Origin of the sequence: Haloferax litoreum (assembly GCF_009674605.1) — an archaeon.
Taxonomy (GTDB): Archaea; Halobacteriota; Halobacteria; order Halobacteriales; family Haloferacaceae; genus Haloferax; species Haloferax litoreum.
Genome location: NZ_WKJO01000001.1, coordinates 1,732,597 through 1,759,145 on the forward strand (window position 1 = coordinate 1,732,597; position 26,549 = coordinate 1,759,145).

The 26,549-nt window shown below is 63.9% G+C and carries 29 protein-coding genes and 1 tRNA gene; 15 read left to right on the top strand and 15 right to left on the bottom strand.

Annotated features, from left to right (window positions below; genetic code table 11):
• The first annotated feature begins 2 nt into the window (after positions 1-2).
• Positions 3-77 (top strand) — tRNA-Val (locus GJR96_RS08855).
• Between the two features lie 235 nt (positions 78-312).
• On the opposite strand, the gene GJR96_RS08860 is transcribed toward GJR96_RS08855, so the two are convergent.
• The 3 genes from GJR96_RS08860 to GJR96_RS08870 all read right to left on the bottom strand — a co-directional run bounded on the left by GJR96_RS08860 (position 313) and on the right by GJR96_RS08870 (position 2,281).
• Entirely contained in the window at positions 313-1,146 is an 834-nt protein-coding gene (locus GJR96_RS08860; RefSeq protein WP_151162613.1) for a hypothetical protein, read from the bottom strand.
• Positions 1,147-1,307: 161 nt separating this feature from the next.
• Entirely contained in the window at positions 1,308-1,784 is a 477-nt protein-coding gene (locus GJR96_RS08865; protein ID WP_151162614.1) for a DUF2062 domain-containing protein, read from the bottom strand.
• A gap of 59 nt (positions 1,785-1,843) precedes the next feature.
• Positions 1,844-2,281 carry a CBS domain-containing protein gene (locus tag GJR96_RS08870; RefSeq protein WP_151162615.1) on the bottom strand — a complete coding sequence of 146 codons (438 nt, stop codon included), beginning with the start codon at positions 2,279-2,281 and terminating at the stop codon, positions 1,844-1,846.
• Between the two features lie 339 nt (positions 2,282-2,620).
• On the opposite strand from GJR96_RS08870, the gene GJR96_RS08875 reads away from it, so the two are divergent.
• Positions 2,621-2,917: a zinc ribbon domain-containing protein gene (locus GJR96_RS08875; RefSeq protein WP_151162616.1), complete on the top strand. Its 297-nt coding sequence runs from the start codon at positions 2,621-2,623 to the stop codon at positions 2,915-2,917.
• Between the two features lie 36 nt (positions 2,918-2,953).
• Here GJR96_RS08875 and GJR96_RS08880 read toward each other — a convergent pair whose 3' ends face one another.
• The 3 genes from GJR96_RS08880 to sucC all read right to left on the bottom strand — a co-directional run bounded on the left by GJR96_RS08880 (position 2,954) and on the right by sucC (position 5,424).
• Positions 2,954-3,328 (bottom strand): DUF6176 family protein, encoded by a 375-nt coding sequence (locus GJR96_RS08880; protein ID WP_151162617.1) that lies wholly within the window; start codon positions 3,326-3,328, stop codon positions 2,954-2,956.
• Between the two features lie 84 nt (positions 3,329-3,412).
• Positions 3,413-4,282: a succinate--CoA ligase subunit alpha gene (sucD, locus tag GJR96_RS08885; RefSeq protein WP_151162618.1), complete on the bottom strand. Its 870-nt coding sequence runs from the start codon at positions 4,280-4,282 to the stop codon at positions 3,413-3,415.
• Positions 4,279-5,424 (bottom strand): ADP-forming succinate--CoA ligase subunit beta, encoded by a 1,146-nt coding sequence (sucC, locus tag GJR96_RS08890; RefSeq protein ID WP_151162619.1) that lies wholly within the window; start codon positions 5,422-5,424, stop codon positions 4,279-4,281. The genes sucD and sucC overlap by 4 nt, the downstream gene beginning before the upstream one ends.
• Positions 5,425-5,743: 319 nt before the next feature.
• Here sucC and GJR96_RS08895 point away from each other — a divergent pair, with 319 nt between their 5' ends.
• The 7 genes from GJR96_RS08895 (at position 5,744) to GJR96_RS08925 (ending at position 13,143) form a co-directional block, all read left to right on the top strand.
• The gene (locus GJR96_RS08895; RefSeq protein ID WP_151162620.1) at positions 5,744-6,028 is read left to right on the top strand and encodes a hypothetical protein; all 285 of its coding nucleotides are present in this window, start codon (positions 5,744-5,746) and stop codon (positions 6,026-6,028) included.
• Between the two features lie 172 nt (positions 6,029-6,200).
• Positions 6,201-7,166 carry an NADPH:quinone reductase gene (locus tag GJR96_RS08900; protein WP_151162621.1) on the top strand — a complete coding sequence of 322 codons (966 nt, stop codon included), beginning with the start codon at positions 6,201-6,203 and terminating at the stop codon, positions 7,164-7,166.
• Between the two features lie 93 nt (positions 7,167-7,259).
• Positions 7,260-7,967, top strand: a complete 708-nt coding sequence (locus GJR96_RS08905; RefSeq protein ID WP_151162622.1) for an SDR family oxidoreductase — start codon at positions 7,260-7,262, stop codon at positions 7,965-7,967.
• 231 nt (positions 7,968-8,198) lie between these two features.
• Complete coding sequence (locus GJR96_RS08910) at positions 8,199-9,536, top strand: sodium-dependent transporter (protein WP_151162623.1); 1,338 nt, start codon at positions 8,199-8,201, stop codon at positions 9,534-9,536.
• 195 nt (positions 9,537-9,731) lie between these two features.
• The gene (locus GJR96_RS08915; protein ID WP_151162624.1) at positions 9,732-11,150 is read left to right on the top strand and encodes a sodium-dependent transporter; all 1,419 of its coding nucleotides are present in this window, start codon (positions 9,732-9,734) and stop codon (positions 11,148-11,150) included.
• A 185-nt stretch (positions 11,151-11,335) separates the two neighbouring features.
• Entirely contained in the window at positions 11,336-12,880 is a 1,545-nt protein-coding gene (locus GJR96_RS08920) for an acyl-CoA carboxylase subunit beta (RefSeq protein WP_151162625.1), read from the top strand.
• Positions 12,877-13,143, top strand: a complete 267-nt coding sequence (locus GJR96_RS08925) for an acc operon protein (protein WP_151162626.1) — start codon at positions 12,877-12,879, stop codon at positions 13,141-13,143. The genes GJR96_RS08920 and GJR96_RS08925 overlap by 4 nt, the downstream gene beginning before the upstream one ends.
• Before the next feature lie 8 nt (positions 13,144-13,151).
• On the opposite strand, the gene GJR96_RS08930 is transcribed toward GJR96_RS08925, so the two are convergent.
• The 7 genes from GJR96_RS08930 to GJR96_RS08960 form a co-directional block, all read right to left on the bottom strand.
• Positions 13,152-13,853 carry a glycerophosphodiester phosphodiesterase gene (locus GJR96_RS08930; protein WP_151162627.1) on the bottom strand — a complete coding sequence of 234 codons (702 nt, stop codon included), beginning with the start codon at positions 13,851-13,853 and terminating at the stop codon, positions 13,152-13,154.
• Between the two features lie 126 nt (positions 13,854-13,979).
• A complete protein-coding gene (locus GJR96_RS08935) occupies positions 13,980-14,168 on the bottom strand; it encodes a 30S ribosomal protein S17e (RefSeq protein ID WP_058571834.1) in 189 nt (62 codons plus the stop codon).
• 24 nt (positions 14,169-14,192) lie between these two features.
• Positions 14,193-14,837, bottom strand: a complete 645-nt coding sequence (locus GJR96_RS08940) for a DUF447 domain-containing protein (RefSeq protein WP_151162628.1) — start codon at positions 14,835-14,837, stop codon at positions 14,193-14,195.
• Between the two features lie 17 nt (positions 14,838-14,854).
• On the bottom strand, positions 14,855-15,712 hold the full coding sequence (locus GJR96_RS08945) for a triphosphoribosyl-dephospho-CoA synthase (protein WP_151162629.1): 858 nt from the start codon (positions 15,710-15,712) through the stop codon (positions 14,855-14,857).
• Positions 15,709-16,491 (bottom strand): tRNA-dihydrouridine synthase, encoded by a 783-nt coding sequence (locus GJR96_RS08950; RefSeq protein WP_151162630.1) that lies wholly within the window; start codon positions 16,489-16,491, stop codon positions 15,709-15,711. Before GJR96_RS08950 ends, GJR96_RS08945 begins: the two co-directional genes overlap by 4 nt.
• Entirely contained in the window at positions 16,491-17,483 is a 993-nt protein-coding gene (gene cofD, locus GJR96_RS08955; RefSeq protein WP_151162631.1) for a 2-phospho-L-lactate transferase, read from the bottom strand. Before cofD ends, GJR96_RS08950 begins: the two co-directional genes overlap by 1 nt.
• Before the next feature lie 54 nt (positions 17,484-17,537).
• On the bottom strand, positions 17,538-17,798 hold the full coding sequence (locus GJR96_RS08960) for a hypothetical protein (RefSeq protein WP_151162632.1): 261 nt from the start codon (positions 17,796-17,798) through the stop codon (positions 17,538-17,540).
• 126 nt (positions 17,799-17,924) lie between these two features.
• Between GJR96_RS08960 and GJR96_RS08965 the strand changes: the two genes are divergently transcribed.
• From GJR96_RS08965 to GJR96_RS08990, 6 genes are all read left to right on the top strand, one after another.
• A complete protein-coding gene (locus GJR96_RS08965; protein ID WP_151162633.1) occupies positions 17,925-18,533 on the top strand; it encodes a hypothetical protein in 609 nt (202 codons plus the stop codon).
• A gap of 62 nt (positions 18,534-18,595) precedes the next feature.
• Positions 18,596-19,768: an HD domain-containing protein gene (locus tag GJR96_RS08970; protein ID WP_151162634.1), complete on the top strand. Its 1,173-nt coding sequence runs from the start codon at positions 18,596-18,598 to the stop codon at positions 19,766-19,768.
• A gap of 147 nt (positions 19,769-19,915) precedes the next feature.
• A complete protein-coding gene (locus GJR96_RS08975) occupies positions 19,916-20,314 on the top strand; it encodes a DUF5518 domain-containing protein (protein ID WP_151162635.1) in 399 nt (132 codons plus the stop codon).
• Positions 20,315-20,437: 123 nt separating this feature from the next.
• Positions 20,438-21,661 carry an HD domain-containing protein gene (locus tag GJR96_RS08980; RefSeq protein ID WP_151162636.1) on the top strand — a complete coding sequence of 408 codons (1,224 nt, stop codon included), beginning with the start codon at positions 20,438-20,440 and terminating at the stop codon, positions 21,659-21,661.
• A gap of 77 nt (positions 21,662-21,738) precedes the next feature.
• Positions 21,739-22,752, top strand: coding sequence for an amidohydrolase family protein (locus GJR96_RS08985; protein ID WP_151162637.1), 1,014 nt, complete (start codon positions 21,739-21,741; stop codon positions 22,750-22,752).
• 87 nt (positions 22,753-22,839) lie between these two features.
• Positions 22,840-23,391, top strand: coding sequence for a universal stress protein (locus GJR96_RS08990; protein ID WP_151163966.1), 552 nt, complete (start codon positions 22,840-22,842; stop codon positions 23,389-23,391).
• Between the two features lie 11 nt (positions 23,392-23,402).
• On the opposite strand, the gene GJR96_RS08995 is transcribed toward GJR96_RS08990, so the two are convergent.
• Both GJR96_RS08995 and pccA read right to left on the bottom strand, forming a co-directional pair.
• Positions 23,403-24,503 carry a biotin--[acetyl-CoA-carboxylase] ligase gene (locus tag GJR96_RS08995; protein ID WP_151162638.1) on the bottom strand — a complete coding sequence of 367 codons (1,101 nt, stop codon included), beginning with the start codon at positions 24,501-24,503 and terminating at the stop codon, positions 23,403-23,405.
• Positions 24,504-24,569: 66 nt separating this feature from the next.
• The gene (gene pccA, locus GJR96_RS09000) at positions 24,570-26,369 is read right to left on the bottom strand and encodes a propionyl-CoA carboxylase biotin carboxylase/biotin-carboxyl carrier subunit (RefSeq protein WP_151162639.1); all 1,800 of its coding nucleotides are present in this window, start codon (positions 26,367-26,369) and stop codon (positions 24,570-24,572) included.
• Between the last annotated feature and the right edge of the window lie 180 nt (positions 26,370-26,549).

Sequence of the window (26,549 nt, forward strand, 5' to 3'; positions counted from 1 at the left end):
CCGGGTTGGTGGTCTAGTCTGGTTATGACACCTCCTTGACATGGAGGAGGCCGGCAGTTCAAATCTGCCCCAACCCACTACTTTCTCGCGGCGAATTACCTCCCAAGCACCGCGTAGCGTGTGCTCGGTGCTATGCGTCGCGTGTAATCGTGCCGCGGGGCAGATTTGAACCAGCGAGCGACTGCAAGGAGCGAGTGAGGTTCAAATCTGTTCACCCGCTGTTCACGACGAATTACCTCCCGAACACTGCGTGGCGGTACGAGCGAGATTCTCATCTACTCCACCACTCACACCGACTGAAAAAGACGCGACTCAGATGTCGTGAACCACGTCGGACGGGTCCATGTTCTGTTCGTCAAGGTAGACGTTGACCTGATACTGCGACACGTCGTAACCGAGATTTAACCTCTCGACGGACCCACTGAAGCGGTATCGGTCACCGAGGAAGTTGCTTCCTCCGGCGTTTGCGGGTCGTGGTCCCGTCGTGTCGGCAGCAGTCATCGTCCCGTCACCGTTGTCTGTCGGTACGTCGTCTGAATCCGCAGCGAAGTCGCCTCCTTCGGTGTCCGGGACGAGGTCACCCTCGACCAGCAGTTCGTACTCGGTGGGCCCGTTCGCAGTAATCATAATCGTTCGCTCTCTCCCGAGGACGAACCCCTGTCGTTGTGGTTCGTACGGACTCGAGAGGAATTCGTCGAGATACACGTACGCGTCGGACCCCGGTTCGGGTTCGACGTCCAGCCGCTGGACGTACCCGACCACGCGGAACCGGTCGCCGAGGAAGTTGTTCTCGCCCGCATCTTCGGGCCGTGGACCGGTTTCGTCGCGTGCCCCCACGTTGGCCGGCCCATCGGGGTCGAACACCGTGTCGTCGGAATCCGCCGAGAAGTCCCCGAATCTCGTGTCGGCTTCGAGCGTCCCGTTCACGGTGAAATCGTAGTCGACAGGCCCGTTTGCCGTAATCATCAGCGTGTGCATTGGCGACGACTCGGTCTGGGTACTCACGGACCCCACGACGGTTGGAAGTGTGAACGCCGACCCCCCGATTCCGATGGCCGCCGTCTTCAGCACCGCTCGTCGGTTCAGTCGCCGGCCCGCACTCTCTGGTGGCCTCGACAGGCTGTGCGTTATGCTATCACTGCGCATAAATAATATAACAATGCAATTACACATAAGCGTATTTCACCGCAGACAGAACTACACCAAAATAACGACAAGATGTGTGTCAAATCGGGTTACGGTACGTTCTGGTAGGGTTTCACGACTCGGCGTCGTGTGGAGAAATTGTATCGAAGACTGATATGTTTCTAATCGTCTGCCGGCACGAGTTCTGGGGTGGAGAACGTACGCCGACGGTAGACGTGTGCAATCTGGAGGACGACCGCGTATCCGAGGACGGCGAGGGCGACGGCGAGAATCGCGTTGCCGAGGAGTTGCCGAAGGACGATATCGACGCCCGAGTCGAGCGATACGTCGGCGACAGTAGCACCGGGAACGGGACCGAGGAGGTACGAACCCAGCCAGAAACTCGCGCCGTAGACGGCCCACTTGACCGGTGGGTTGAACACGACGAGCGTCGCGACGAGTGCGAGTTTGCTCGCGCGCTCGACGAAGTATGCAATGAGGGCGAAGAGTGCAATTGCAGTGCCTGCGGTCGGCATCGCCACGACGAACACACCGAAGGCGAAACTCGCGGCGATTTCGTGGGGCGTGTGGTCCGCCGCGAATGCTCGCTCGATTCCCGTCCACACGCGGTCGCGAACCGAGGCTACTCTCTCGCGCACAGGTAAGGGCTAGATGCCGGTGAACAGTATCAATCCTTCGCCGTGCGGGACGGTAACAGTTATCTGAATCTCCGGTCCGACTCCCACTTCTCTTTGAGTTCGACCATCTGGCCGACGCCCCGGGCGACGTCAGAGATGTGAAAAGCGATGTCGGTGGCCGTGATGATACCGACCATCTCCGCGCCGTCGACGACGACCAGTTTCTTGACGCGCCCGTCGCGCATCTTCTGGGCGGCGACACGACTCGTCGAGTCCGGACGAACCCACTTTATCGGGTTCGACATGATTGCTCGCGTCGGAATCTCCGCCAACGGTTTGCCACTCGCGACACCCGCGCGGAGTACGTCGGATTCAGTGACGATTCCCGCCGGTCCACCGTCTGTACTCACGACGACGCTCCCAGCGCCCTTACTGAGCATCAGACGCGCACAATCGGCGACGCTGGTGTTCAATCCGACAGTCGCCACATCCTCTGTCATGATTTCGTCCACGCGCATCGTTATGCACCAGCAGGTGGTCGCTGTCGGTCAATCGAGTGCGTACGGTAGCCCGTAAAGTTCCGATTTTGATACTCAGCTGTAATATCAGTCGAGACGTGCGCGTCACGCAGACGCATCGAAGAGGAGAACCGCAGCGTCGCTGGCGTCGTAATCGCATTACGTGGGGACGGCATGCCCCCTACAACGACAGTTTCGTCCATTAGCGAGACTAACCGGAATGGAGCGGATAAATCCGTGCATCTGAATATCATCACCGATAATATATGGAGCCTCGCTCGGTTCTCCCAGTTTCGATGCGAGCGGCAACGATACAGCTGTTGAACGCTAGCAATCCACATGGATATTGGTCTCCGACTCCTCGTCGCAGGGTTCTGCATCGTTGCGCCGTCGCTCCTGTTCGTCGGGTTCGTCCGTGTCCTCGACAGCATGCGAAACGACGCCCTCGTCGAACGCGTCCTCGACAGACTCGACGAAGATATCGACGGCACAGGGACGACAGTCGACCCAACGACGTTTCTACGAACGGCACAGGAGAAGTCGCGAGAGAAGATGACCACGTGTCCAGAGTGTAGCGTCCCGAACACAGTCGAGAGCGTGCGGTGTGGATTCTGTGGGACGAGATTGCATCGGTAGCCGGGTCGAGACGCCCTGTGCGGGCGGGCCACCGTCCTACTGGACGACGAACTCGGTCGACCGGTCGGGATTGACGCCGTGAAACAACGGTTCGAACGACCCCGCTTCGGTCGGGTCTTCGAGGAGCGTCTCCATCAGTTCGTCTTCGAGTTCGTGAAGCGGATGTGTCGATTTCGCTCTCGCTTCGACCAACTGTTCGAAGTCTTCAGCCTCGATGTACCACACGAGGTAGTCGTACTCGTCCCCGTACTCGACGAACAGTGAGAGCGTCTGGAGGGTCTCTTCGTCCCAAATCGCACGGACGCCGTCTCTGTCTTCTCGTGCTTCTGTGCGCAACTCGTCGACCCACTCGAACACCGCATCCGTCTTTCCCGGTTTGATTCGCTGTTTTCGGACGAACGTATCTACCATGGAAATGATGTGGGTTGGTTGACAGTAAACGTGCCGGCCGCGTCGCTCTTCGAGGTGGAAAAATCGAGAAGTGAGTCCGAAGACTTAGAGGAAGTCTTCGATGTGGTCGGCGACTTCGTTCGGGGTGTCGCCGACGGGGACGCCCGCGTCGTTCAGGGCGTTGATTTTGGACTCTGCCGTGCCGGTCCCGGACCCGGAGACGATAGCGCCGGCGTGACCCATGCGCTTGCCCGGCGGTGCCGTGCGGCCGGCGATGAAGCCAGCGACGGGCGTGTCCATGTTCTCGGCGATGAACTTCGCCGCCTGCTCTTCGTCTTCGCCACCAATCTCACCGCACATGACGACGGCGTGCGTGTCGGGGTCGTTCTCGAACGCTTCGAGGGCGTCGACGAACGACGTGCCGATGATTGGGTCGCCGCCGATACCGATGGCGGTGGTCTGACCGATGCCGCGCTCGGTCAGGTTCGAGACGACCTGGTACGTGAGCGTACCGGAGCGCGAGACGAGACCGACGTTCCCCTCTTCGAAGATGTTGCCGGGGAGGATGCCGAGTTTGGCCTCGCCGGGCGTGATGATACCCGGACAGTTGGGGCCGATGAGGCGCGTGTCGACTTCGGACAGGCGCTTGTTCACCTTGGCCATGTCCTGCGTCGGGACGCCCTCGGTGATGGCCACGACGAGGTCGAGGTCCGTGTCGAGTGCCTCGAAGATGGCGTCGCCAGCGAACGCCGGCGGGACGAACACGACAGACGCGTTTGCGTCTTCCTCTTCGACTGCTTCGGAGACGGTGTCGTAGACGGGAACACCTTCGACTTCCTGCCCGCCCTTGCCGGGGACCGCACCGGCGACGACGTTCGTGCCGTACTCCATCATCTGCTGGGTGTGGAAGCGGCCTTCCCCACCGGTGATACCCTGTACAACTACGCGCGTGTCGTCGTCGACGAAAATACTCATTGGGACACCTCCTGTGCGTTCTCGACAGCACGCTGGACAGCGTCTTCCAGCGTCCCCTCGACCTGTACGAGTTCCGTGTTCAGAATCTCCATCCCCTCTTCGGCGTTCGTGCCTGCGAGGCGGACGACGACCGGTTTCGGAATCTCGTCGAAGCTCTCGAGTGCCTCGTTGATACCCTTGGCAACCTCGTCACCGCGGGTGATTCCGCCGAAGATGTTGAAGACGACGGAGTCGACGTTCTCGTCGGAGAAGACCATGTCCAACGCGTTCGCCACGCGTTCGGCCTTCGCGCCGCCACCGATGTCGAGGAAGTTGGCGGGTGTGCCACCGAAGTAGTCCACGAGGTCGAGCGTCGTCATGACGAGACCGGCACCGTTGCCGATGATACCGACGTTGCCCGACAGACGGACGTAGTCGAAGCCGTATTCGCCAGCCTTGGCTTCGAGTTCGTCCTCGTAGGAGTCTTCTTCCATCGCCGCGAGGTCCTCGTGGCGGAAGAGTGCGTCGTCGTCGATGTTCATGACGGCGTCCGCAGCGACGACGTCGCGGTCCGACGTGATCATGACCGGGTTGATTTCGATGTCGGACGCGTCGTTGGCCTCGTAGAGGTCGTAGAGCGTCGAGAGGAACGAGGCGACGTCGAAGGCCACGTCACGTGGGATGCCCGCGTCGAAGACGAGTTTGCGGGCTTGATACGGGTGCAGACCGAACGCGGGGTCGACGTGTTCGCGTGCGATTGCGTCGGGGTTCTCCTCGGCGACTTCCTCGATGTTGACGCCACCTTCGGTCGAGACCATCGCGACGGGCTTGCCCGCGCTCCGGTCCATCGTGACACCGACGTAGAGTTCGTTCTCGAAGTCGACGCCCGCTTCGACGAGCACCTGCTCGACGGTGTAGCCCTTGAGGTCCATCCCGAGGATGTCCTCTGCGGCCTGCCGGGCCTCGTCTTCGTCCATGGCGATCTTGATACCGCCGGCCTTGCCACGCCCACCGACGTGAACTTGCGCTTTGATAGCCGCGGGGTATCCGATGTCCTCGACCGCCTCCATGACCTCGTCTACAGACGACGCGAGACGGGACTCTGGGACCGGAATCCCTGCCTCTGCGAAGATATTCTTCGCCTGGTATTCGTGAAGCTTCATTACCATGCGTGGGAGGGGAAGGCACGCGCTTAAATCCCATCCATCTCGTTCAGTATTGTCTCGGAAAATTACGGGACGCGGGTTTACTCGGTGGTCGAATAATACTTTCATTCGGCCGATGGAATTCGGGTGACAACGGTGTTCGGCTGCCGTCGCTCGGACGGCGTGGTGTCACAGACGGGTCTCTCACACGCGAACTCACATCTCTCGACCCGTCTCCGAGCGTGAAGTGTGCCCACCAGTAGTGTCTCCGAATCGTACAGTCTCGATTACCCGCATCTACCGGTGTGTGTTTGTCACTCAAGGACGTACTCGGCGTATGGGAACCGAGACAAACGAACGCCGCCACACTGGAGGGTTCGGTTGGGCCCTCGGCATGGTCCTCGGTCTCTCGTTCGGCGTCGCCGCTTGGTGGATGACGGGGCAGATAACGATGCTCCTCGTCATCTTCGTGGCGACTGGGACCGCATTAGGGTTCGCGCTCGAACGGTCTCTGCACCCCGCGCCGCTCACACCCCGCCAACGACGCATCCTGTTGGTCCTCCTGACGTTCGGTGTCGTCGCCGGTGTCCTCGCCTTCCTCGCTGGGGCAGGACTTCGGTGAGTCACCGCACACTCGCCCTCCAGTGAAGCACGCCGCCTCTGGCACTAGTAGCGATAGCGCTCCACGTGACACGGACAGTGATACCTCGCTCAGCGAGTCGTCACGAATGCGAACACCCCCGTATCTGGCCGGGGTGTCCGATTTTATCACGAATGAGGACACACATCTCGCCATGCGCGCTGTCAGATTCCACGAACACGGTGGACGCGACGTACTTCAGGTAGACGACATCGACACGCCCGAACCGGCGGCAGACGAGGTGCTCGTCGAGGTTGCCGCGGCGGGCGTCAACCCGGTGGACACCTACTTCCGCGAAGGGTCGTACCAACCGTTCGCGATGCCGATGATTCCCGGCGTCGACGTTGCCGGCGAAGTCGCGGCGGTCGGTGCCGACGTGACCGGATTCGAGGAAGGCGACGCAGTCGTCGGCACCGGTATCGGGAAGGACCACTACGGTGGATACGCCGAGTTTGCCGCCGTTCCGACCGACCGCCTCGCAGTCCTCCCAGAAGGAGTGGACCTCGTCGCGGCCGGCGGTGCGGGCGTCGCCGGCGTCACCGCGTGGCGAGCACTCGTCGACCACGGCGAGATGCAACTCGGAGACACCGTCCTCATCCACGGCGGGTCCGGCGGCGTCGGTCACGCGGCGGTTCAACTCGCCGCCGCGGCGGGTGCCCACGTCATCGCGACTGCGGCCCCTGAATACCACGACCGAGTGTCCGAACTCGGCGCTGACGTCGTCCTCGACTACGACCGCGACGACCTCGCAGACGCCGTCGTCGACGCGGCGAAGGGCGACGGCGTCGACTTGACACTCGACCACCGTCTCGACGACTACCTGCAGTTCGACGCCGACGTGGCGACGACCGGCGGCCGCGTCGTCGGCATCGGCGAGAACGACCCGCAGGTCGGCTTCGACCTCTCGTCGTCGGCCCGCGGCAAGGACCTCCAGATTACGATGATGAGCATGTTCAACACGCCGGAACTCGCCGCGCCACTGCGCGAACTCGCCGGACAGATGGGCGCTGACGAGTTCGAAATCGACGTGGCACGAACCTACGGCCTCGACGAGGCGGCCGAGGCCCAGCGAGCAGTCATGGAAGACAGTTTCCTCGGCAAACTCGTCATCACGCCCTGACCACACTCGGACTGCGGTTTTCTGTCTCAGACATCGACCAGCGGTTGCACGGCCACGACCAAATTATGGGCCTCGCTCACGTAGGACACGGACATGGACGTGAACTACGACTTCGATGGAACAGTCGCACTGGTCACTGGCGCGAGCGGTGCCCTCGGCGGCGCTGTCGCCCGTGCCTTCCACGATGCCGGTGCATCTGTCGCGGCCGCGGACGTGGTCGCTCCCGACGACGATGACGGCTTCTTCGACTCCGAAGGCGTCCGCTTCTACGAGGGCGACTTCACCGACGAGGACGAGGTGGCCCGCGTCGTCGACGCCGTCACCTCGGACTTCGGGCGACTCGACTACCTCGCCAACATCGCGGGGACGTGGCGCGGTGGGACACCTATCGACGAGACGGAGGCGGGGACGTTCGACTTCCTCTTCGACGTGAACCTGAAGACGATGTTCCTCGCGTCGAAGCACGCGATTCCACACCTCGAAGAGACGCACGGGGCTATCGTGAGCGTCTCTGCTCGCTCCTCACTCGAAGGTGGGAACGGTGACGGCATCTACCGGGCGTCGAAGGCCGGCGTTCGCCTCCTCACGGAGACGATAGCGAAGGAGAACCTCGGTGTCGTCCGCGCGAACGCGGTGATGCCGAGCGTCATCGACACGGCGATGAACCGCGAGATGATGCCCGATGCCGACTTCGACGCGTGGGTAAAACCAGACGAGATTGCGAGCATGGTGTTGTTCCTCTGTTCAGATGCGTCGTCGTCGACGAGTGGGGCCGCGGTTCCGGTCTACGGAGAGGCGTGATAGCACGTTCCGTGATACATTATTCCACACTCTCGCGCACGAATTATTTCACCCCGAGTGAGCCATTCACGAACACGACACACGTTAGAATTTAGAAGGGAATTTTCCCCGATATTCGGACGAACGTCTTTCCATATATAATCGGTTGGAGAATTATGTCGATTTTTCCTCCGATATGCGACGGCATACCGCGTCATTTATCACACCCACATCGGCAACAGGGTGGTAGATATGAGCGAACGTGAAACATGGGCAAGCAGGGCAGGATTCATCCTCGCCGCTGTCGGGAGTGCCGTCGGCCTCGGGAACATCTGGCAGTTCCCGTTCAAGACCGCACAGTTCGGCGGCGCGTCGTTCCTGATTGTCTACCTCGTCGCCGCACTCGGCATCGGCCTCCCGGCCATCCTCGCCGAGTTCATCATCGGACGCAAGACTAACCTCAACACCATCGACGCCTTCGAGAAACTCGGGCACAAGAACTGGCGCATCGTCGGTGCCCTCGGCCTCTTCACCGGATTCTGGATTCTCTCGTACTACAGTGTCGTCGGCGGGTGGGTGCTCCGCTACATCGGCGGGAGCCTCACTGGCGCGTACTTCGGTGCGCCCGCCGAGTACTTCGGACAGATTTCGGCCGGCATGGACGCTCTCGTGCTCCACGCTGTCTTCATGGCACTCGTCGTCGGCATCGTCGCCGCGGGCATCGAAGACGGCATCGAGAAGGCGACGAAACTGATGGTTCCGAGTATCGTCGTCATCCTCGGCGCACTCGCCGTCTTCGCCTTCACGCTTCCCGGCGCGTCCGCAGGGTACGCGTACTTCCTCTCGCCTGACTTCGACGCACTCGCCGCGAACTTCACCGACATCGTGCCGTTCGCCGTCGGCCAGGCGTTCTTCTCGCTCTCGATTGGGATGGGAGCGATGATTACCTACGCCTCCTACATCGACGGTGACCAGAGCCTGTTCGGTGACGGTATCACCATCGTCTTCCTGAACAGTTTCGTCGGCATCCTCGCTGGTCTCGTCGTCCTTCCGCTCTTGTTCGCACAGGGTATCGACCCCAACACGAGCGGTGCGGGCGCGGTGTTCATCAGCGTCGCCGGCGCGTTCGGAAACCTCCCCGCTGGACAACTCATCGGTGTCGTCTTCTTCGGCGTCGTGCTCATCGCGGCGCTCTCGTCTGCGATTAGCCTCCTCGAAGTCGTCGTCTCGTGGGTCATCGACAACTACGACGTGTCCCGTCCGCAGGTGGCCGTCACTCTCGGCGGAATCATCTTCCTCCTCGGCGTCCCGTCGGCCATCGACACGGCGTGGCTCGGCTGGTTCGACACGCTCGCGTACAAGTTCTTCCTGCCGGTCGGTGTGCTCGGTATCCTCATCTTCGTGGCGTGGGTCTACGGCGCACCCGCAATCGACGAACTCATGAAGGGCAGTGGCCTCGGCGACGGCGTCGGCCTGACGTGGCTCTGGCTCGCGCGGACGCTCGTCATCGTGGGCGTCGTCGTCACGCTTGCACTGGGCCTCCAGACCCTGTTCCTCGGCCCGAACCCGGCTATCATCCCGCCGCTGTAACGCGGGAGCAAACCGCCGTTCCGCGGCAGAAACAATCCACTTTTTTGAGCAGTTACGAATCGTAGGTGGTTATGCATATTTCCCGACCAATCGACAGCGAATTTCGCATTTGTGGCCGGTAGAACCGTTAAATTTCTGCGATGACGTTTCTTCGGTTCGAAAGCCATTTTAGGGGCGGACTGACAATGAGTCTCAATGGCACGAGAAACATGGGCAACACGGCTTGGATTCATCCTCGCCGCTGTCGGCAGCGCCGTTGGCCTCGGGAACATCTGGCGGTTCCCGTGGCAGACCGCAGAAAACGGCGGGAGCGCGTTCCTCGTCGTGTACCTCGGAATCGTCCTCCTCGTCGGCGTCCCCGGACTCCTCGGTGAGTTCGTCATCGGCCGGCGAGCGAAGAAATCGCCGGTCGGGGCGCTCCGTGACCTCTCTGGGTCGAAGAAGTGGGGCATCGTCGGCGCGTTTTCAGTCATCACGGGCATCTCGCTGTTGTCGTTCTACAGCGTCGTCGGCGGGTGGATTCTCCGCTATCTCCTCGAAAGCGGTGCGTCCATCGTCTCCGGGAATCCCGCGTACTTCGCCAACCCCGGCCAGTACTTCGGTGGCGTCTCCGCCGGCGTGGACGCCGCTGTCTACCACCTCCTGTTCCTCGGACTGACCGCTCTCATCGTGTTTGGAGGCGTCCGCAAAGGCATCGAACTCGGCACCAAAGTGATGATGCCCGCTGTCCTCGTCCTCCTCGTCGGCCTCGCGGCGTGGGCCGCGACGCAACCCAACGCGGCGGCCGGATACGCCTTCTTCCTCCGATTCGACCCGTCGGTTCTCTCTGAGAACTTCTTCGCCATCCTCGGCCCCGCCGCCGGACAGGCGCTCTTTACGCTCTCGCTCGGTGCGGGTACGATGATTACCTACTCGTCCTACCTCGACGAGGACCGGTCGCTCCCCTTCGACGGGTCGGCCATCGCCGTCCTCAACACGAGCGTCGGTGTCATCACCGGCCTCGTCGTCTTCCCGCTCCTGTTCTCGCAGGGCATCAACCCCACCGAGACCGGAACCGGCCCCGGTGCGCTGTTCGTCGGCCTCGCGGGCGCGTTCTCGCAACTGCCTGCCGGCACGCTCATCGCCACGGCGTTCTTCGCCGTCGTGACGCTCGCGGCACTGTCGAGTTCCATCAGCATGCTGGAGATTCCGGTCGCGTTCCTCGTCGACGAGTACGACATCTCGCGCAAGCAGGCGGTCCTCGGCATGACCGGCCTCGTCGCCGTGACGGGTACCGTGTGTGCGTTCAACCCCAGTATCTTCGGATTCGTCGCGGGCACGCTCGTCAACGTCCTCCTGACCGCTGGTCTCGCGGCGTTCCTCCTGTTCGTCGGATGGGTCATGGGCCGCGACGCAGTCGACGAGTTCACCGCGGGTGGCGGGGCCGTCGCGAAGGCCCTCGGCACGCCGTGGCTCTTCGGTGCCGGTGTCGTCCTCCCGCTGTTCCTCGTCTTCACGCTCTTGACGCACTTCGGCGTGGACGCGAGTCTCGGCTTCTGGCCGACTGTCGGCATCTCGGTGCTCGCGAGTGCCGCCGCGTTCGTCGGCCTGCGACGACCCAACTCGGTCGTCTAGGTCGCGTTCGGGTTCTCTTTCTGCCGCCGCATCGACGCAGTCTGCCGATTCCACCGCGTGATTTGTGATGAACGTTCGACCCATTATTCGACAGTTGTCGAAGTAAGGGTTGCCGGATTGCGGAACTCCTTTGACCCCAGACTACGCACCGACGTTCCAATGAGCGAAGGTGGTCTGGCATGACGATGGAAGACCGGATCGACGAACTCCGTGAGAAACGCGAAGAAGCACTCAAGGGCGGCGGTGAGGACCGAATCGCCTCCCAGCACGACAAGGGCAAGATGACCGCCCGCGAACGCGTCGATTACTTCCTCGACGACGGCACGTTCCAGGAGTTCGACCAGTTCCGCACGCACCGAAACCACAAGTTCGGCATGGAAGAGTCGAAACTCCCCGGTGACGGCGTCGTCACTGGGTACGGCGAAGTCGACGGGCGAACCGTCTTCGTCTTCGCCCACGACTTCACCGTCTTCGGCGGGTCGCTCGGCGAAGTCTTCGCCGAGAAGGTCTGCAAGGTGATGGACAAGGCGATGGAAGTCGGTGCACCCGTCGTCGGGTTGAACGACTCCGCCGGCGCGCGCATCCAAGAGGGCGTCCAGTCGCTCGGCGGGTTCGGCGAAATCTTCCGCCGCAACACCGAAGCGTCGGGCGTCATTCCGCAGATTTCCGCTATCATGGGTCCCTGTGCCGGCGGTGCGGTCTACTCCCCGGCGCTGACGGACTTCACGTTCATGGTCCGCGACACCAGTCACATGTTCATCACCGGCCCGGACGTCATCAAGACGGTCACGGGCGAGGAGGTCACTTTCGACGAACTCGGCGGTGCGACCACCCACACCTCGACGAGCGGCGTCGCGCACTTCGCGACGGACACCGAAGAGCAGGCACTCGACGACATCCGCCACCTCCTCTCGTACCTCCCGCAGAACAACGTCGAGGACCCGCCCCGCGTCGAACCGTGGGACGACCCGGACCGCGTCGACGACCACCTCGCCGAAGTCGTCCCCGACCAACCGCGAAAACCGTACGACATCCACGACGTGCTCGGTGGCGTCCTCGACGAAGGCTCGTTCTTCGAGGTGCAAGAAGACTTCGCGAAGAACATCGTCGTCGGCTTTGGCCGCCTCGACGGCCACTCGGTCGGTCTCGTCGCGAACCAACCCCGCGTGAACGCCGGCACCCTCGACATCGAGTCGTCCGAGAAGGCCGCGCGGTTCATCCGGATGTGTGACTCCTTCAACGTCCCCATCCTGACGTTCGTGGACGTGCCCGGGTTCCTCCCCGGTACCGACCAGGAACACAACGGTATCATCCGTCACGGCGCGAAACTCCTGTACGCCTACTCCGAGGCGACGGTGCCCCTGATGACAGTCATCACGCGCAAAGCCTACGGCGGTGCCTACGACGTCATGGCCTCGAAACACCTCGGTGCCGACGTGAACTACGCGTGGCCGACGGCAGAGATTGCAGTCATGGGCCCGCAAGGCGCGGTCAACATCCTCTACCGAGAAGAACTGGCGGCGGCCGACGACCCCGACGCTCGCCGCGACGAACTCATCGAGGAGTACCGCGAAGAGTTCGCGAACCCGTACACTGCCGCCGACCGTGGGTTCGTGGACGACGTCATCGAACCCGGCGAGACGCGCAAGCGACTCATCGCGGACCTCCGCATGCTGAAGTCCAAGCGCAAGTCCCAACCGGACAAGAAGCACGGGAACATCCCGCTATGAGCGACGACCTGCTCTCGGGACTGTCGATTCCCGACGATGCAGACCCCGAAGAGGCGGCCGCCATCGCCGCCGCCGTCGGCGCGCACCTCCACGACCAACAGGCCGCCGCTGCCGCCGCCGCGGCCGACGACGAAGAGACGTGGAACGAAAAGCGCTGGCAGTACGCCGGCCGACTCCACTCCGTCACCGGGTGTAGCCGCCGCGTCCCTTCAGGTGCGCCCACGAACGCGTGGGCGGCATCTGGTCGCGTCGACCGGTTCTGAGAACTGCTCTACGCTTCTCGCAGTCCGTTACCGACGACGGCCGGGTCGTCGACGATGACGCCATCGACTCCCCACTCGCGGAGACGTTCGACTACCTCCCGTTCGAGGACCGTCCACGCGTTGAGTTCGAACCCTGCGTCGTGAGCCTCGGCGACGCGCACGGCCGAGAGCAGGTCGTAGTGGGGGTGGACCGCCACGCAGTCGAGTTCGGCCGCGACGCGGAGTGAACGGTCCCAGTCGGTCGCGAAGAGAAACGCACGGGGAAGGTCGGTGGTTCCGAGTGCGCCCTCTCGTTCGGCGGCCTCTCGCACCTCCCGAAGCGCATCTGGGTCGAACGACGAGACGAGAACGTCGTTCGCGGCGTCGGCGACGAGGGCGACGATGTCGTCGGCGAGTCCCGCTTCTTTCAGTTCGACGTTGACCGAGACGCGGTCGGGAAGCGCGGCGAACACCTCGGCGAGCGTCGGAATCGACTCCTCAGAGTCACCGACACGGAGCGCGCGGAGTTCAGAGCGTGTCGCGTCGGCGACGGGGCCGGTTGCTTCGGTCAGTCTGTCGAGCGTCGAGTCGTGGAAGACGACGAGTTCACCGCTCGCACAGCGCCGAACGTCGAGTTCGACCCAGTCGAGGCGTGCTGCCGCGGCGCGGAAGGCCGCGAGCGTGTTCTCCGGGCCGAGTGCGGGGCACCCGCGGTGACCGATGACGCGCATGGGTACTGGTCGGACGACGACGGCCTAAATCCCTGTCACGCGACCCGGCGTCGTCACGTGGCCGGCGCTATCGCTCCCGACGTGGGTGGAGAAGAGTAGTCGCAGAGAGAATCGTCTGCTTCGAATTTACGCGGTCTGGGCGCCCTTCTTCCGGGTGATGTAGCCCGCGATGCGGTTGCGGACGCTCTTCGACTCCACCGTCGTCAGTTGACTGACGCTGTCTTTGTTCGTCTCGAAGTCCGTGTTGAACGCCTGCGGGTATTTCTCCAGCAGGATGTTACCAAGCTGCTTGACGTACTTGGGCTTGATTGCCATGTGCGGAATTTCCCCGGACGAACACTAAAACGATTCGTTCCGTCTTTGCGACGCCCGCTCGCGCCACCCCGTCACCTCGTCGATGCGTGCGAACGCCTCACACTCTCTCGGTCCCCCACACTTCTCGACTGTCTCCGCGAAGTACGCGAGTCGGTCGAGGAGGACGTCGGTATCGAACGTCGGCACGTCGAGACGGGAGGCGGCGACTGTCGCGTCGACGACGGCCCCGAACCCGCGGTTGATGGTGAACGGCCGGGTCGATTCGACGGCCGCATCGACGGGGCGGAGTTCCCATTTCTCCCACTGCGTCCCGCCATCGTCGCCGGAATCGACGTGTGTCGCTTCGACTTCCGCCCACGCGTCAGCGGAGTCGAGGACGGGAGACTGCGCCTCGCGGATGGTCATCGCCGCCTCGACGAAATCCATCGGGTCGGTGACGAACTGGACGACGCCGCCACCTTGGCGATGGAAGTTTCGTCGCGTACGGGTGTTCCCCCACGTCGTCGCGGTGACTGTCCCGTCGGGGCCGTCTGGTTCGTCGGAGTCGTCGGGCGCATGGAGTCCAAGCGCGGCGAGGTTCCACAGGTCGTTCGGGCCAAGCGTGGCGACGACAGACTCGGTGACGCCGCGGAGTTCGACGGGCCACTCGACACTCGCACCAGACCGCACAGGTCTACCGTCACCAGTCACAACGGGACCCCCCGCTCCAACGCGATGAACGTCGCCGCACAGACGATGTCTGCGGTCGTTCCGGGGTTGATTCCCTCGGCGACGAACGACTCGGCGAGTTTCTCGGCCTCGTCCGGATTCGAGACGGCGGCAGCGCGGTCCATCACGTCGCGTGCGACTGCGGCACCGTGGTTCGTGACGACGAGTGTGTCGGGTTCCTCGGCGAGCAAGTCGAGAAACGCTCGCGCGACCCGGTCGGTGACCGGTCCTTCGTCGGCGAGAATCGACTCGGCGGCACAGAAGGTTCGGGTGAACCCACCAGTCCACTCGCGGCCGTTGGCGTCTCTGTCGGCGCTGAGTTCCATCACGTCGTAGAAGGTGAGACCCTGTCCTCGCAGGGTCGACTCGGCGTCCGCCCCGCGTCGGACGTCGAGGGCAGGAGCGTCTTCCGGGGGGTCGCCGACGGCCACGTCGACGTGTTCGAACGCCCGGTAGAACGACACCGCGTCGTCGACAGTAGTCTGTTCGACCACGTCGGTCACGCCCGTCGGAGAGAGGTCCCCTGCCGCGGCCGCCCGGACGAGCGGAACGAGGAGGAGCAAGCACCCGAATTGCGTGTTTCCGCCGCCCTGTTCGCTCATCCCGGCGACGGCCGTCTCGAACGCCTCGCCGACCGATGCACCATCCTCGGCGAGTCGGAGACCCGACGCGGACCCGACGGCACCGGTCAAAAAGTGTTCGAAGTGCAGGTCAGAGAGGTCACGCCGTCGGTCCACGTTCCCCGGCTTTGGGGTTCCAGCGACTTCGAGGAGAAGCGCGAGTTCGGCGTGTCGTGCCGGGCCGAACCCTCGGTCGGAGACCGGTGTCTTCGTCATCGGGCAGATGCCTCCGATTCGTCGGGGCTGTGGCTCTCGTCGGCAGATTCGAACCACTCGCTGGCGGCTTCCTTGACACGACTGAGAACGACCGGGTCGTCGCTCGGTCGGCCGACGCTGACGGCGTCCGCGCCATATCGGAGATACTCGTGAGCGGTCTCTCGGTCCCGGACGCCGTTGTTGGCGACGACGAACAGGTCGGGCGCGGCGGCGACGACGTCGGCGACGACGGACTCCGAATCCATCGCATCGACGTGAAGCCACGATGCGCCCGCGTCTGCGAGTTTCGGTGCGAGTGCGGCGAGGTCGACGCCCTCGACTTCTGCGCGCACTTTCACGCCGACGGGTGCGTCGGACTCGGCCGCCGCGGCGACGTAGTCCACGAGTCGGGCGGTGTCGCGCAGGAGCGACTCGCCGCATCCGATTGCGCAGAGTTCCGCTTGCCGGCAGTGCGCGTTCACCTCGACGCCAGCGCCGTGGTCGGCACAGACTGCGGCGACTTCCCGAATCGGGTCGGTCGATGTGGCGCGGACGTTGACGGCGACGAAGAGGTCCGAATCGTCCAGTGCGGTGAGTTGGTCCGCGACGAAGCCGAGTGGGTCGTCGGTCAGGAACTCGGAGCGTCCGCGGGCGACGAGGGCGTGAGCGGCCTCCTGTGCCGTCTGGTCGAGTGCGACACCGCCGAGGAACGCCGCACCGACGTGTGGTGACGCGGCGCGTGCCCAGTCGGCGTCAGATTCGCCGCTGAGACTCGCGACGGCGAGGCGAGGCGAGAACATCACGACACCTCGTTGAGCGCGTCATCGACGGCGCGAGCGACTCGTTCGGCGTCTTCCGAGTCGTCGATTCGCGTGTCAGTTCTGACGACTGGTCGGTCGAGGTCGGTGCCGTCCTCGTCGTCGAGGACGAACGCGTCGGCGAACGGGTAGGCGTCGGCGACGCCCGCCGTCGAGGGGTCGTAGCCCACGCCGGCCATGAGGTCCGCCGCAGGGCCGGAGAACACCCGGTCTTCGACGAACGGCGAGACGGCGACGACGGGTGTCTCGGCGAGTACCTCGCGGAACCCATCGAGGGCGAGCATCGGTCCGATGCTCGTGACGGGGTTCGACGGACCCACGACCACCGGGTCCGAGAGGGCGTCGACCACGTCGTCGGTGAGACGCGCCGCCTCCGCGCCGCGGAACTCCACGTCTCGAACTGCGGGTTCGGCGCGGCGGTGGACCCAGTATTCCTGAAAGTGCATCGTCCCCTCGTCGGTGTGGACGAGCGTCGCCACGGGGTCGTCGCTCATGGGGAGCAGTGAGACGTCGAGGCCGAAGGCGTCTGCGAGGGTTCGCGTGACGTCGGTGAGCGAGTACCCCTCGTCGAGGAGTGACGTGCGAGTGATGTGGACTGCCCGGTCACGGTCACCGATTTCCATGAACTCCGCGATGCCGGAGAACCGTCGCCAGCGTGCGATGTCACGGCCGGCGGTCTGTGCATCGTCGGAGAGATATCGCGGCCCAGATTCGAGGCCGGCCGCGTCGGCGAGGCGGTGGAGTTCGTCGTCCGTCTCGGTGGTGTCGTCGGCGATGCCCCACCACCGGTCGGTGTCGAGGACGCCACCGCCCCAGAAGAGAACGGTGTCCACGTCGGGACAGACGAGGTGGCCGCCGAGTTCCACGTCGTCGCCCGTGTTGGCGACGACTGTCGTCTCGGCGGGGTCGAACACCTCACCCGCACCGTCGAGGAGTTTGGGGGTGCCCGTGCCCCCAGCGAGGAAGGTTACCATGCTCCGCCGTAGGGTGAGTGGCGGTTTGAAAGTTCCTTCACCGGACGTCGTCGTTCACCGACCGCCGCGATACGCCACGGACGTGTCGAATTTCGACGGCATCACCTGCCCCGCGACGGCCTTGCGGACGAAGTACCCGGTGAACCCAGTCGTCACCGACAGTCCGAGCGAGAACACGATTGCCGAGGCGCGTGCGATGGTGAGGCCCGTGAGCGCGCTCATACCCACCAGATACGCCGCGTTGAGTCCCGCACCACCGGCCACGACGAGCAAGAACAGACCGAGGAGGTTCCCGAGAGTCGATTTCAGACCCATGCGACCACTATCACCCGCGTGGTGGAGTGGTTTGTGGCGGCCGACTGCGCAGTCATACCAATCGATTGCGCCGCGAGACAGCACGAACCACAGAATAACTATCCGTTTTGCCAGACGATACGGAATATGGCACAGTCCTCGCTCTCCCTCCCCTCCATCCTCGTCGCCGCCCTCGTCGTTCTCGTAGCCCTCAGCGGTGCGTTCCTCGTCGTCGACTTCGACGCGGCGACCTACCAGACATCGGCGGAGCACACGGCAACCGCCGCCAGCGCCGGTGCCGAGTCACTCCCCCCGGTCAACAACGGGTACCTCGTCGTGGACGCACCCGACGCCATCCGCGACGACCTGACCGACGAACTCGTCGCGTCGTTCCAACGCGAGGGACTGTCTCTCGACCCAATCGAGGCCCGTGACTCGTACGACCGGGCCGTCGTGGTCGTCGTCGTCGACGAGTGGAACCCGCGCTGGAACCCCGTCACGCCGTCGGGGTCCGTGACGTGGCGTGCCGCGTTCGACGCCGGCGGACACCGCCAGCACATCGATGCGGGACTCTCCGGTGACCCGTTCGTGTTCAACTCGACGATGGGTCCCGACGTCGCGGGAACCCTCGACGCTCGCGTCGACGTGTCCGGTACCGGTCTCGTCTCACGACCAGCCTATCGGACCCGCCTCATCGACGCCGTCTCCAACACGACGGCCGAACAGGTCACAGCACAGTTCGAGCAGGGCCGATAGCGTCGGTTCTCTGCACCGGGTGAACACTCGGGATATTTGACACTCGTCGTACAAGCATCGGTATGACCGCGGTCAAAGACAGCGTCCACGACTACATCTCGCTCGACCCTGTGGCCGCCGAACTCGTCGACACGCCCGAGTTCCAGCGCCTGCGACACATCAAGCAACTCTCGACGGTTCGACTCGTCTACCCCTCCGCGAGTCACACACGCTTCGAACACAGTCTCGGCGTCTACCACCTCGCGTCTCGCGCCCTCTCGCATCTCGGCATCGACGGTGACCGCGCCGCCCACGTCCGTGCTGCTGCCCTCCTCCACGACATCGGACACGGGCCGTACGGCCACCAGACCGAAGACCTGATTCGCCGTCGAACTGGCCGCGACCACGACGAGATACACCATCTGCTCGATGGAACGGCCGTCGGTGACGTACTCGACGCACACGGCCTCGACCCGGGGCGCGTCGCCACCCTCGTCGCAGGCGACAGTGGACTCGGGCAACTCGTCTCTGGCGAACTCGATGTCGACCGGATGGACTACCTCGTCCGCGACGCCCATCACACCGGTGTCCCCTACGGCACTATCGACCACGGCCGACTCGTCCGCGAACTTCGGTACCGGGACGGCAAAGTGGTCCTCGCGGAGGGAAACGTCCAGACTGCCGAGTCACTCTTGTTGGCCCGCGCGTTGATGAACGGGACGGTCTATCGCCACCACGTCTCACGTATCGCGGGCGCGATGCTCGAACGGGCGTCCGAACGACTCGTCGACGACGCCGTCTCACTCGACGAGTTCGTCCGGATGGCCGACCACGACTTGCTGGTCGCTCTCGGCGACCACGTCCCCGAACTCGGCCGTCGCATCGAGTGCAGAAACCTGTACAAGCGAGCGGTCTGGGCACCCATCGACGCGGTTTCGACAGACGTGGTCGAACTCGATTACGAGGCGTCGCGGGCGGCCGAACGTGAGATAGCCGACGTGGCGGGCGTGTCCCCCGTCTCGGTCATCGTCGACGCCCCGTCGCGGCCACGAATCAAAGAGTCACGGTCTCGTGTCGTCGTCAACGGCGTCGTCCGCCGACTCGAAGACGCGTCAGAACTGGTCGGTGCGCTCCGGGCAGCAGAGCGAACCCAGTGGCGACTCGGCGTCTACGCTCCCGAATCCGTTCGCGACGAGGTTGCGGCGGCAGCAATCGACGTGTTGGACGTCCCGACGCGAGTGACGACCCACGCGTAACGGCACGGGTCGCTGCCAGTTCGAGTGACTATCCGACGCTGTCCGACATCCACCACCACCCGACTTTCAGATTGTATGTCCTCAAACCCGGGATTTTCATGATACCTGTCTGAGGTATTTAATCGATTTCACATCGTTGTGAGAGATATGGACATTAACTGGCGTGCTGTCCTATACGGTTTCGCGACCAACATCGTCCTCGGACTGCTCAGCGGGTTCGTCATCCCGTTCACAGACGTCGCGCTCCCAGTCGTCGGCGCAGGGTTGGCCGGTCTCATCGCAGGTGGTGTCGCTGGGTACTACAACAACCGCAGTACGATGAGTGACGCCACGCACGGCGCATTGGCCGTCGTTATCGGTGCGCTCATCGTGGGTGTCATCCTGACTGTCCTCGGAACGCTCGTCGCGGGTATCTTCGGCCTCGGTGCGGGGCTTGGTCTCCTGGTCCTCATCTTCGTCGCAGGTATCCCCGGCGCTGTCGGTGGTATCATCGGTGGCTACATCAACAGTGGCCGTGGAGAGGCCGCAGGTCGCCCGGCAGCCTAATCGGACCGCTGAGACAGTCTGCGTCCACGGTTCCCGTTTTGTGACCCATTCGACACAGAGCCACCGGCCCGTTCGCGCCTCCCCGCCCGACCTTTTTAGCCGATGACGACCGAATGCCCCACCATGACGACCATCAAGGACAGCGTCCACGACCACATCGAGGTCGAGGGCGCGGCCGAGGCCCTCCTCGATACGCCGGAGATGCAACGCCTTCGGCGTATCAAGCAGTTGGGGACGGTCCAACTGGTCTACCCCTCTGCGAACCACACGCGCTTCGAACACAGCCTCGGCGTCTACCACCTCGCCTCCCGCGCCCTCTCGCACCTCGGCATCGAGGGCGACGCTGCCGCCCACGTCGAGGCGGCGGCCCTCCTCCACGACGTCGGTCACGGCCCCTACAGTCACAACATCGAGGACGTGACACAGCGACACACGGGCAAGTACCACGACGACGTGGACGAACTCGTCACGAGCGGGAACGTCGGCGAGGTGCTCGAATCGGAGGGACTCGACCCGACGCGCGTCGCCGCCCTCGTCGCCGGTGAGGGTGAGTTCGGCCAACTCGTCTCGGGCGAACTCGACGTCGACCGGATGGACTACCTCGTCCGCGACGCCCACCACACCGGCGTCCCCTACGGCACCATCGACCACGAGCGACTGATTCGGGAACTCGCGTTCGTAGACGGTGAACTCGTCCTCGCGGAGGGGAACGTCCAGACGGCCGAGTCGCTTCTGCTGGCCCGTGCACTGATGAATCCGACCGTCTACCGACACCACGTCGCGCGTATCTCGAAGGCGATGCTCCGCCGTGCGTCCGAGAGACTCCTCGCCGAACCGGACATCGACGCCGACGAACTCCGCCGGATGGACGACTACGACCTGCTCGTCGCGCTCAGACTCAATCCCTCGACGAACGAGTTCGCCGAACGTCTCGCCAACCGCAACCTGTACAAACGGGCGGTCTGGGCGGAACTCCCGGACGTCCCCGAGTCGGTCATCGACGCCGACCACGAGACGATAGCCGACTTCGAACGCGAGATAGCCGCCCGTGCCGACGTGCCTCCCGAGTCGGTCATCCTCGACGTGTCGTCGCGCCCCTCGATGACCGAATCGTCTTCACGGGTGATGGTCAACGGCGAGATTCGGCAGTTAGAACGCGAGTCGCCGCTCGTACAGGCGCTTCGAACCGCGCAAGAACAGCAGTGGCGACTCGGCGTCTACGCGCCGAGTGACGAGACCGAACGAGTCGGACGCGCCGCGGCGGATGTCCTCGGACTCGACATCGACGGCGCACTCGTCTCGGAGGTCAGACGCAGTCTGAACACGACGTTAGACGAGTTCGAGTAGCGGCACCTCGCCCGTCGAAACGGGGCGACCACTCCGAGACGAGAGGTTCAAGCCACGGGACGACCGATTCGAGAGCGATGCATCTCGAGGGAACCGTACTTCGTGGCCGCGACTTCGAACCAGTCGAGGGACGGGTCGTCGTCGAAGACGGGACGATTACCGCCATCGAGGAGACCGAGACAGACTCGACGGATATCATCCTCCCCGCGTTCGTCAACGCACACACCCACCTCGGCGACTCCATCGCGAAAGAGGCGGGCGAAGGACTCTCGCTCGACGACCTCGTCGCCCCGCCGGATGGGCTGAAACACCGACTCCTTCGGGCCGCGAGCACCGACGAGAAGGTGGCCGCGATGCGCCGGTCGTTGCGGATGATGGAACGCGGTGGAACCGCCGCCTGTATCGAGTTCCGCGAGGGCGGCGTCGACGGTGTCGACGTCATCCGGCAGGCGCTCGATGGCCGTGATATCGAGGCCGTCGTCCTCGGCAGAGAGACCGAGGCGGCGATGGAAGTGTCGGATGGGTTCGGTGCCTCCGGTGCACGCGACGCGGAGTTCGGCGAACTCCGGACCGCGACGGCGAACGCCGGTAAACTGTTCGGCATCCACGCCGGCGAGCGTGACTCGCTGGACATCACCCCCGCGTTGGACCTCGACCCCGACTTCCTCGTCCACATGGTCTACCCGAAACCGCCTCATCTCGAACGCGTCGAGGACAGCGAGATTCCAATCGTCGTCTGCCCGCGGTCGAACCTCGTCACCGGCGTGGGCGTCCCGCCGGTGCGAGAACTCGTCGAACGAACCACCGTCGCCCTCGGCACGGACAACGTGATGCTGAACAGTCCCTCGATGTTCCGCGAGATGGAGTTCACCTCCAAACTCGCCGACGTTCCGGCCGCCGAAGTGTTGCGGATGGCGACCATCAACGGTGCCGACATCGCCGGGCTGAACTACGGACTCGTCGAAGAAGGCCGTGAGGCGAAGCTACTCGTCCTCGACGGCGACACCGACAACCTCGCCGGCGCACAGGACGTGGTTCGCGCCGTCGTCCGGCGTGCTGGGATGGCGGACGTGAAAGACGTGTACTGCTGAGTCGGCGACAGACCGCTCGCTATTCTCGGAATATTCTCACTGTCGCAAAGTGTTATTACCTGCCGTGGTAATATGTCACTTAGTGTCATGGTGTTGTACGACCGAATCATCGTTCCCATCGACGGGTCCGCAGGGTCGGCCCGCGTGGCGACTCACGCCGCCGCACTCGCCGCAGTGCACGGGGCAGAACTACACGGCGTCTACGTCGTCAATGCCGGAAGTTTCGCCGGACTCCCGATGGAATCCTCGTGGGAGGGGCTGGACGACCTCCTGCGCTCGGATGCTGAATCGGCGCTCGAACTGGTGAGACGGGCGGCCGAAAAGGAGGGCGTCCCAGTGGAGACACACGTTCTCGAAGGGACACCGAGTCGAGAAATCGTCGAGTTCGCCGAACGCGGCGAGTGTGACCTCGTCGTGATGGGGACACACGGCCGAGGGGGTATCGACCGCCTCCTCCTCGGGTCGGTTGCCGAAAAAGTCGTCCGCGCGTCTTCGGTGCCGGTGCTGACCGTCCGCATCGAAGGCGGTGAGGACGCCTCCGACCTTGCCGCGGACGCGGCAGGCGAGACGGCGACGGAATCACCAGTCGAGACAGACGGGTCCGCCGACACCGCCGCGACGGCCGACGGCGAACAATAACCTGTTTTCAGTCAGTCGTCACCGGCCGGTCGGAGGTGTTCGCAGTCACCGGCGTGGACACGGACTGCTCCATCGTCGGTCTGGACGACGAGTGTACCGGGGTGTTCGACGTCGACTGCCTCGCCTTCGACGACGCCGCCCGCAGTGTGGACCCGTACTCGTCTTCCGAGCGTGTCTGCTCGTTCGCGCCACGCCGGGAGCACGCTGTCGAGGTCGGTTCGGAGTTCGTCGAACCGTTCGAGCACACGCTGGACGAAGACGCGGCGTTCGACGTCACCCGCTTCGGCGGACACGCTCGTCGCACCCGCTGGGAGCGTCGCCGGGTCGAGATTGACGTTGACGCCGGCCCCGATGACCAACCACGAGACGCGGTCCGCTTCGCCCTCCATCTCGGTGAGGATGCCGCAGAGTTTTCGGTAGGGGTGGGGTTCAGACGCTGGCGCGCCCGACGATTCATCGCCCGTCGTTCGCTTCCACGGGCGACTCACGATGACACCATCTGGTTCTTCCGAACCAGATGAGCGATTGTTCGCTTCGCTCACAATCACACCATCTGACTCCTTTGAGTCAGATGAGCCATCGCTCGCTTCGCTCACGATGACATCGTTCGGCCACTTGATACTCGCATCCACCCCTGCTTCTCGCGCCGCGTCACACACCGCGACGGCCATCGCCAGCGTGTACAGCGGTGCGAACGCCGGCGGTTCGTCCGGTCTGACGAGGACGCTCATCCAGACGCCGCCGTCGGGTGAGGCCCACACGCGGTCTTTGCGGCCTCTGCTGGCCGACTGCTCGCGGGCGACGACGACGACGTCGCTCGCACCCTCGGCGGCGAGTTCGCGGGCCCGGTCGTTCGTCGAATCGAGCACGTCGTGGAACTCCACGTCGTAGTCGGCGTCCAGTTCGTACTCGATGGCCGGGCCGCCGTACTCCGGCACGTCGGTCACGACGTACCCCTCGTCGGTGCTCTCGATGCCGAAGCCGTCGTCTCGAAGTGACTCGACGTGTTTCCAGACGGCGGCGCGGGAGACGCCGAGTCTGTCGGCGAGTTCGGGACCGGAGACGGGTCCCTCGGCGAGTGCGGCGAGCAGGGTACGTCGCGTGTCGCTCATGGAGTCGGCTACTGCGGCGCGCAAAAAGAGGTTCGCGGTTCGTGGTTCAGTCGTGGCCGGCGTCGTCTATTCGATGACGATGAGCACGTCGCCCATGTCGACGCTGTCGCCTTCACCGACGAGGACTTGCGAGACGGTGCCGCCGCGTTCGGCGACCACGTCGTTTTCCATCTTCATCGCTTCGAGGACGCAGACCGTGTCACCGGGTTCGACTTCGTCGCCTTCCTCGACGTCGACAGAGAGGATGGTCCCCTGCATCTCGGCGGTGACGGACTCGCCGTCACCCTCGATGATTTGCTGGTCGTCGTCGCCGTCGTCACGGCGCTTGCGCGGGCCGGACGGCTTGGATGCGGATGCTGCCGCAGCACCACCGACCGGGATGGCGGGCGCGCCGCGTTCTTCGAGGCTGACCTCGAAGCGCTTGCCGTTGACTTCGACGGTGAACGTCCGTTCGGTGGTCTCTTCGTCGTCGTCGTCGCCGGCGACGGCCTCCGGGGCCCAGCGCTCGACGGCGGCCTGAATGCGGTCTGGGTCGAGAACGTTGTCGAGGTACTTCGTCGTGTGCGTTCCGGCGCGGAACTCCTCGTCGGTGAGCATGAGGCGGTGGAACGGGATGACCGTCCGCAGGCCCTCGATATCGAACTCGGCGAGTGCGCGTTCGGCGCGGGCGAGGACTTCCGTGCGGTCCGACCCCGTGACGATGAGTTTCGCAATCATCGAGTCGTAGTCGCCGCCGATTTCGTCGCCCTGACGGACGGCGTCGTCCATGCGGATGCCGATACCGCCCGGCGGGTCGTAGGTCGCCAGCGTGCCCGTCGCGGGTGCGAAGTCCTTCTCGGGTGCTTCCGCGTTGATACGGAACTCCATCGAGTGCCCGTCGATTTCGACGTCGTCTTGCGAGAAGTCGAGTTCCTCGCCGGCGGCGACGCGAATCTGCCACTTCACGACGTCGAGACCCGTCACTTCCTCCGTGACGGTGTGTTCGACCTGGATGCGCGTGTTGACTTCCATGAAGTAGAACTCGCCGTCTTCGACGAGGAACTCCACCGTGCCGGCGTTGTGGTAGTCGGCGGCGCGGACACCGCGTCGTGCGGCCTCACCGATACGCTCGCGCAGGTCGTCGTCGAGGGCGGGCGACGGTGCCTCCTCGATGACCTTCTGGTGGCGGCGCTGGAGTGAGCAGTCACGCTCGCCGAGGTGTCGGACGTTGCCGTGTTCGTCGGCGAGAATCTGCACTTCGATGTGGCGCGGCGCTTCGAGGTACTTCTCGACGTAGACGGAGGCGTTGTCGAAGTACGCCTCACCCTCGCGTTTGGCCGTCTCGAACTGGTCGTCGACTTCGTCTTCGGAGTGAACGACCTTCAGGCCACGGCCACCACCGCCACCTTCGGCCTTGATGGCGACCGGGTAGCCGTAGTCGTCGGCGACGGCCTTCACGTCCGCGGCGGACTCGGCAGGTTCGGTCGTCCCGGGGACGACCGGCACGTCCGCGTCCTGCATGAGCGCACGGGCCTTCGTCTTCTCGCCGAGGCGTTCCATCGCGTCGGCCGATGGGCCAATCCACTTGAATTCGGACTCTTCGACCTTCCGTGCGAACGTCGCGTTCTCCGCGAGGAAGCCGTATCCGGGGTGGATGGCGTCGGCACCGGCCTTGCGCGCCGCTTCGATGACCGACTCGTGGTCGAGGTAGGAGTCGGCCGCACGAGCAGGACCGATGTTGTACGCCTCGTCGGCGTAGCGCACGTGGCCGCCGTGCTTGTCGGCCTCGCTGTAGACGGCGACGGTTCGGACTCCTAACTCCTCACATGCACGCATGACGCGTACTGCGATCTCGCCTCGATTGGCGACGAGAACCTTGCTGAACATTTGCGGTAGTCTTTCAGGGAACTCCACGTTATTCTATCGGTTTCCACAACGCACGTCGGTACCCTGTTCGACGATTGCCGATTTGTGTGTTCGACCGTGATAGAACGTCCGAAACTGCCGTTCTCTCGAACTGTTTGGGGTGAATATCGGCTCGAATCCAAACGGCCTTATGCGTGTGCC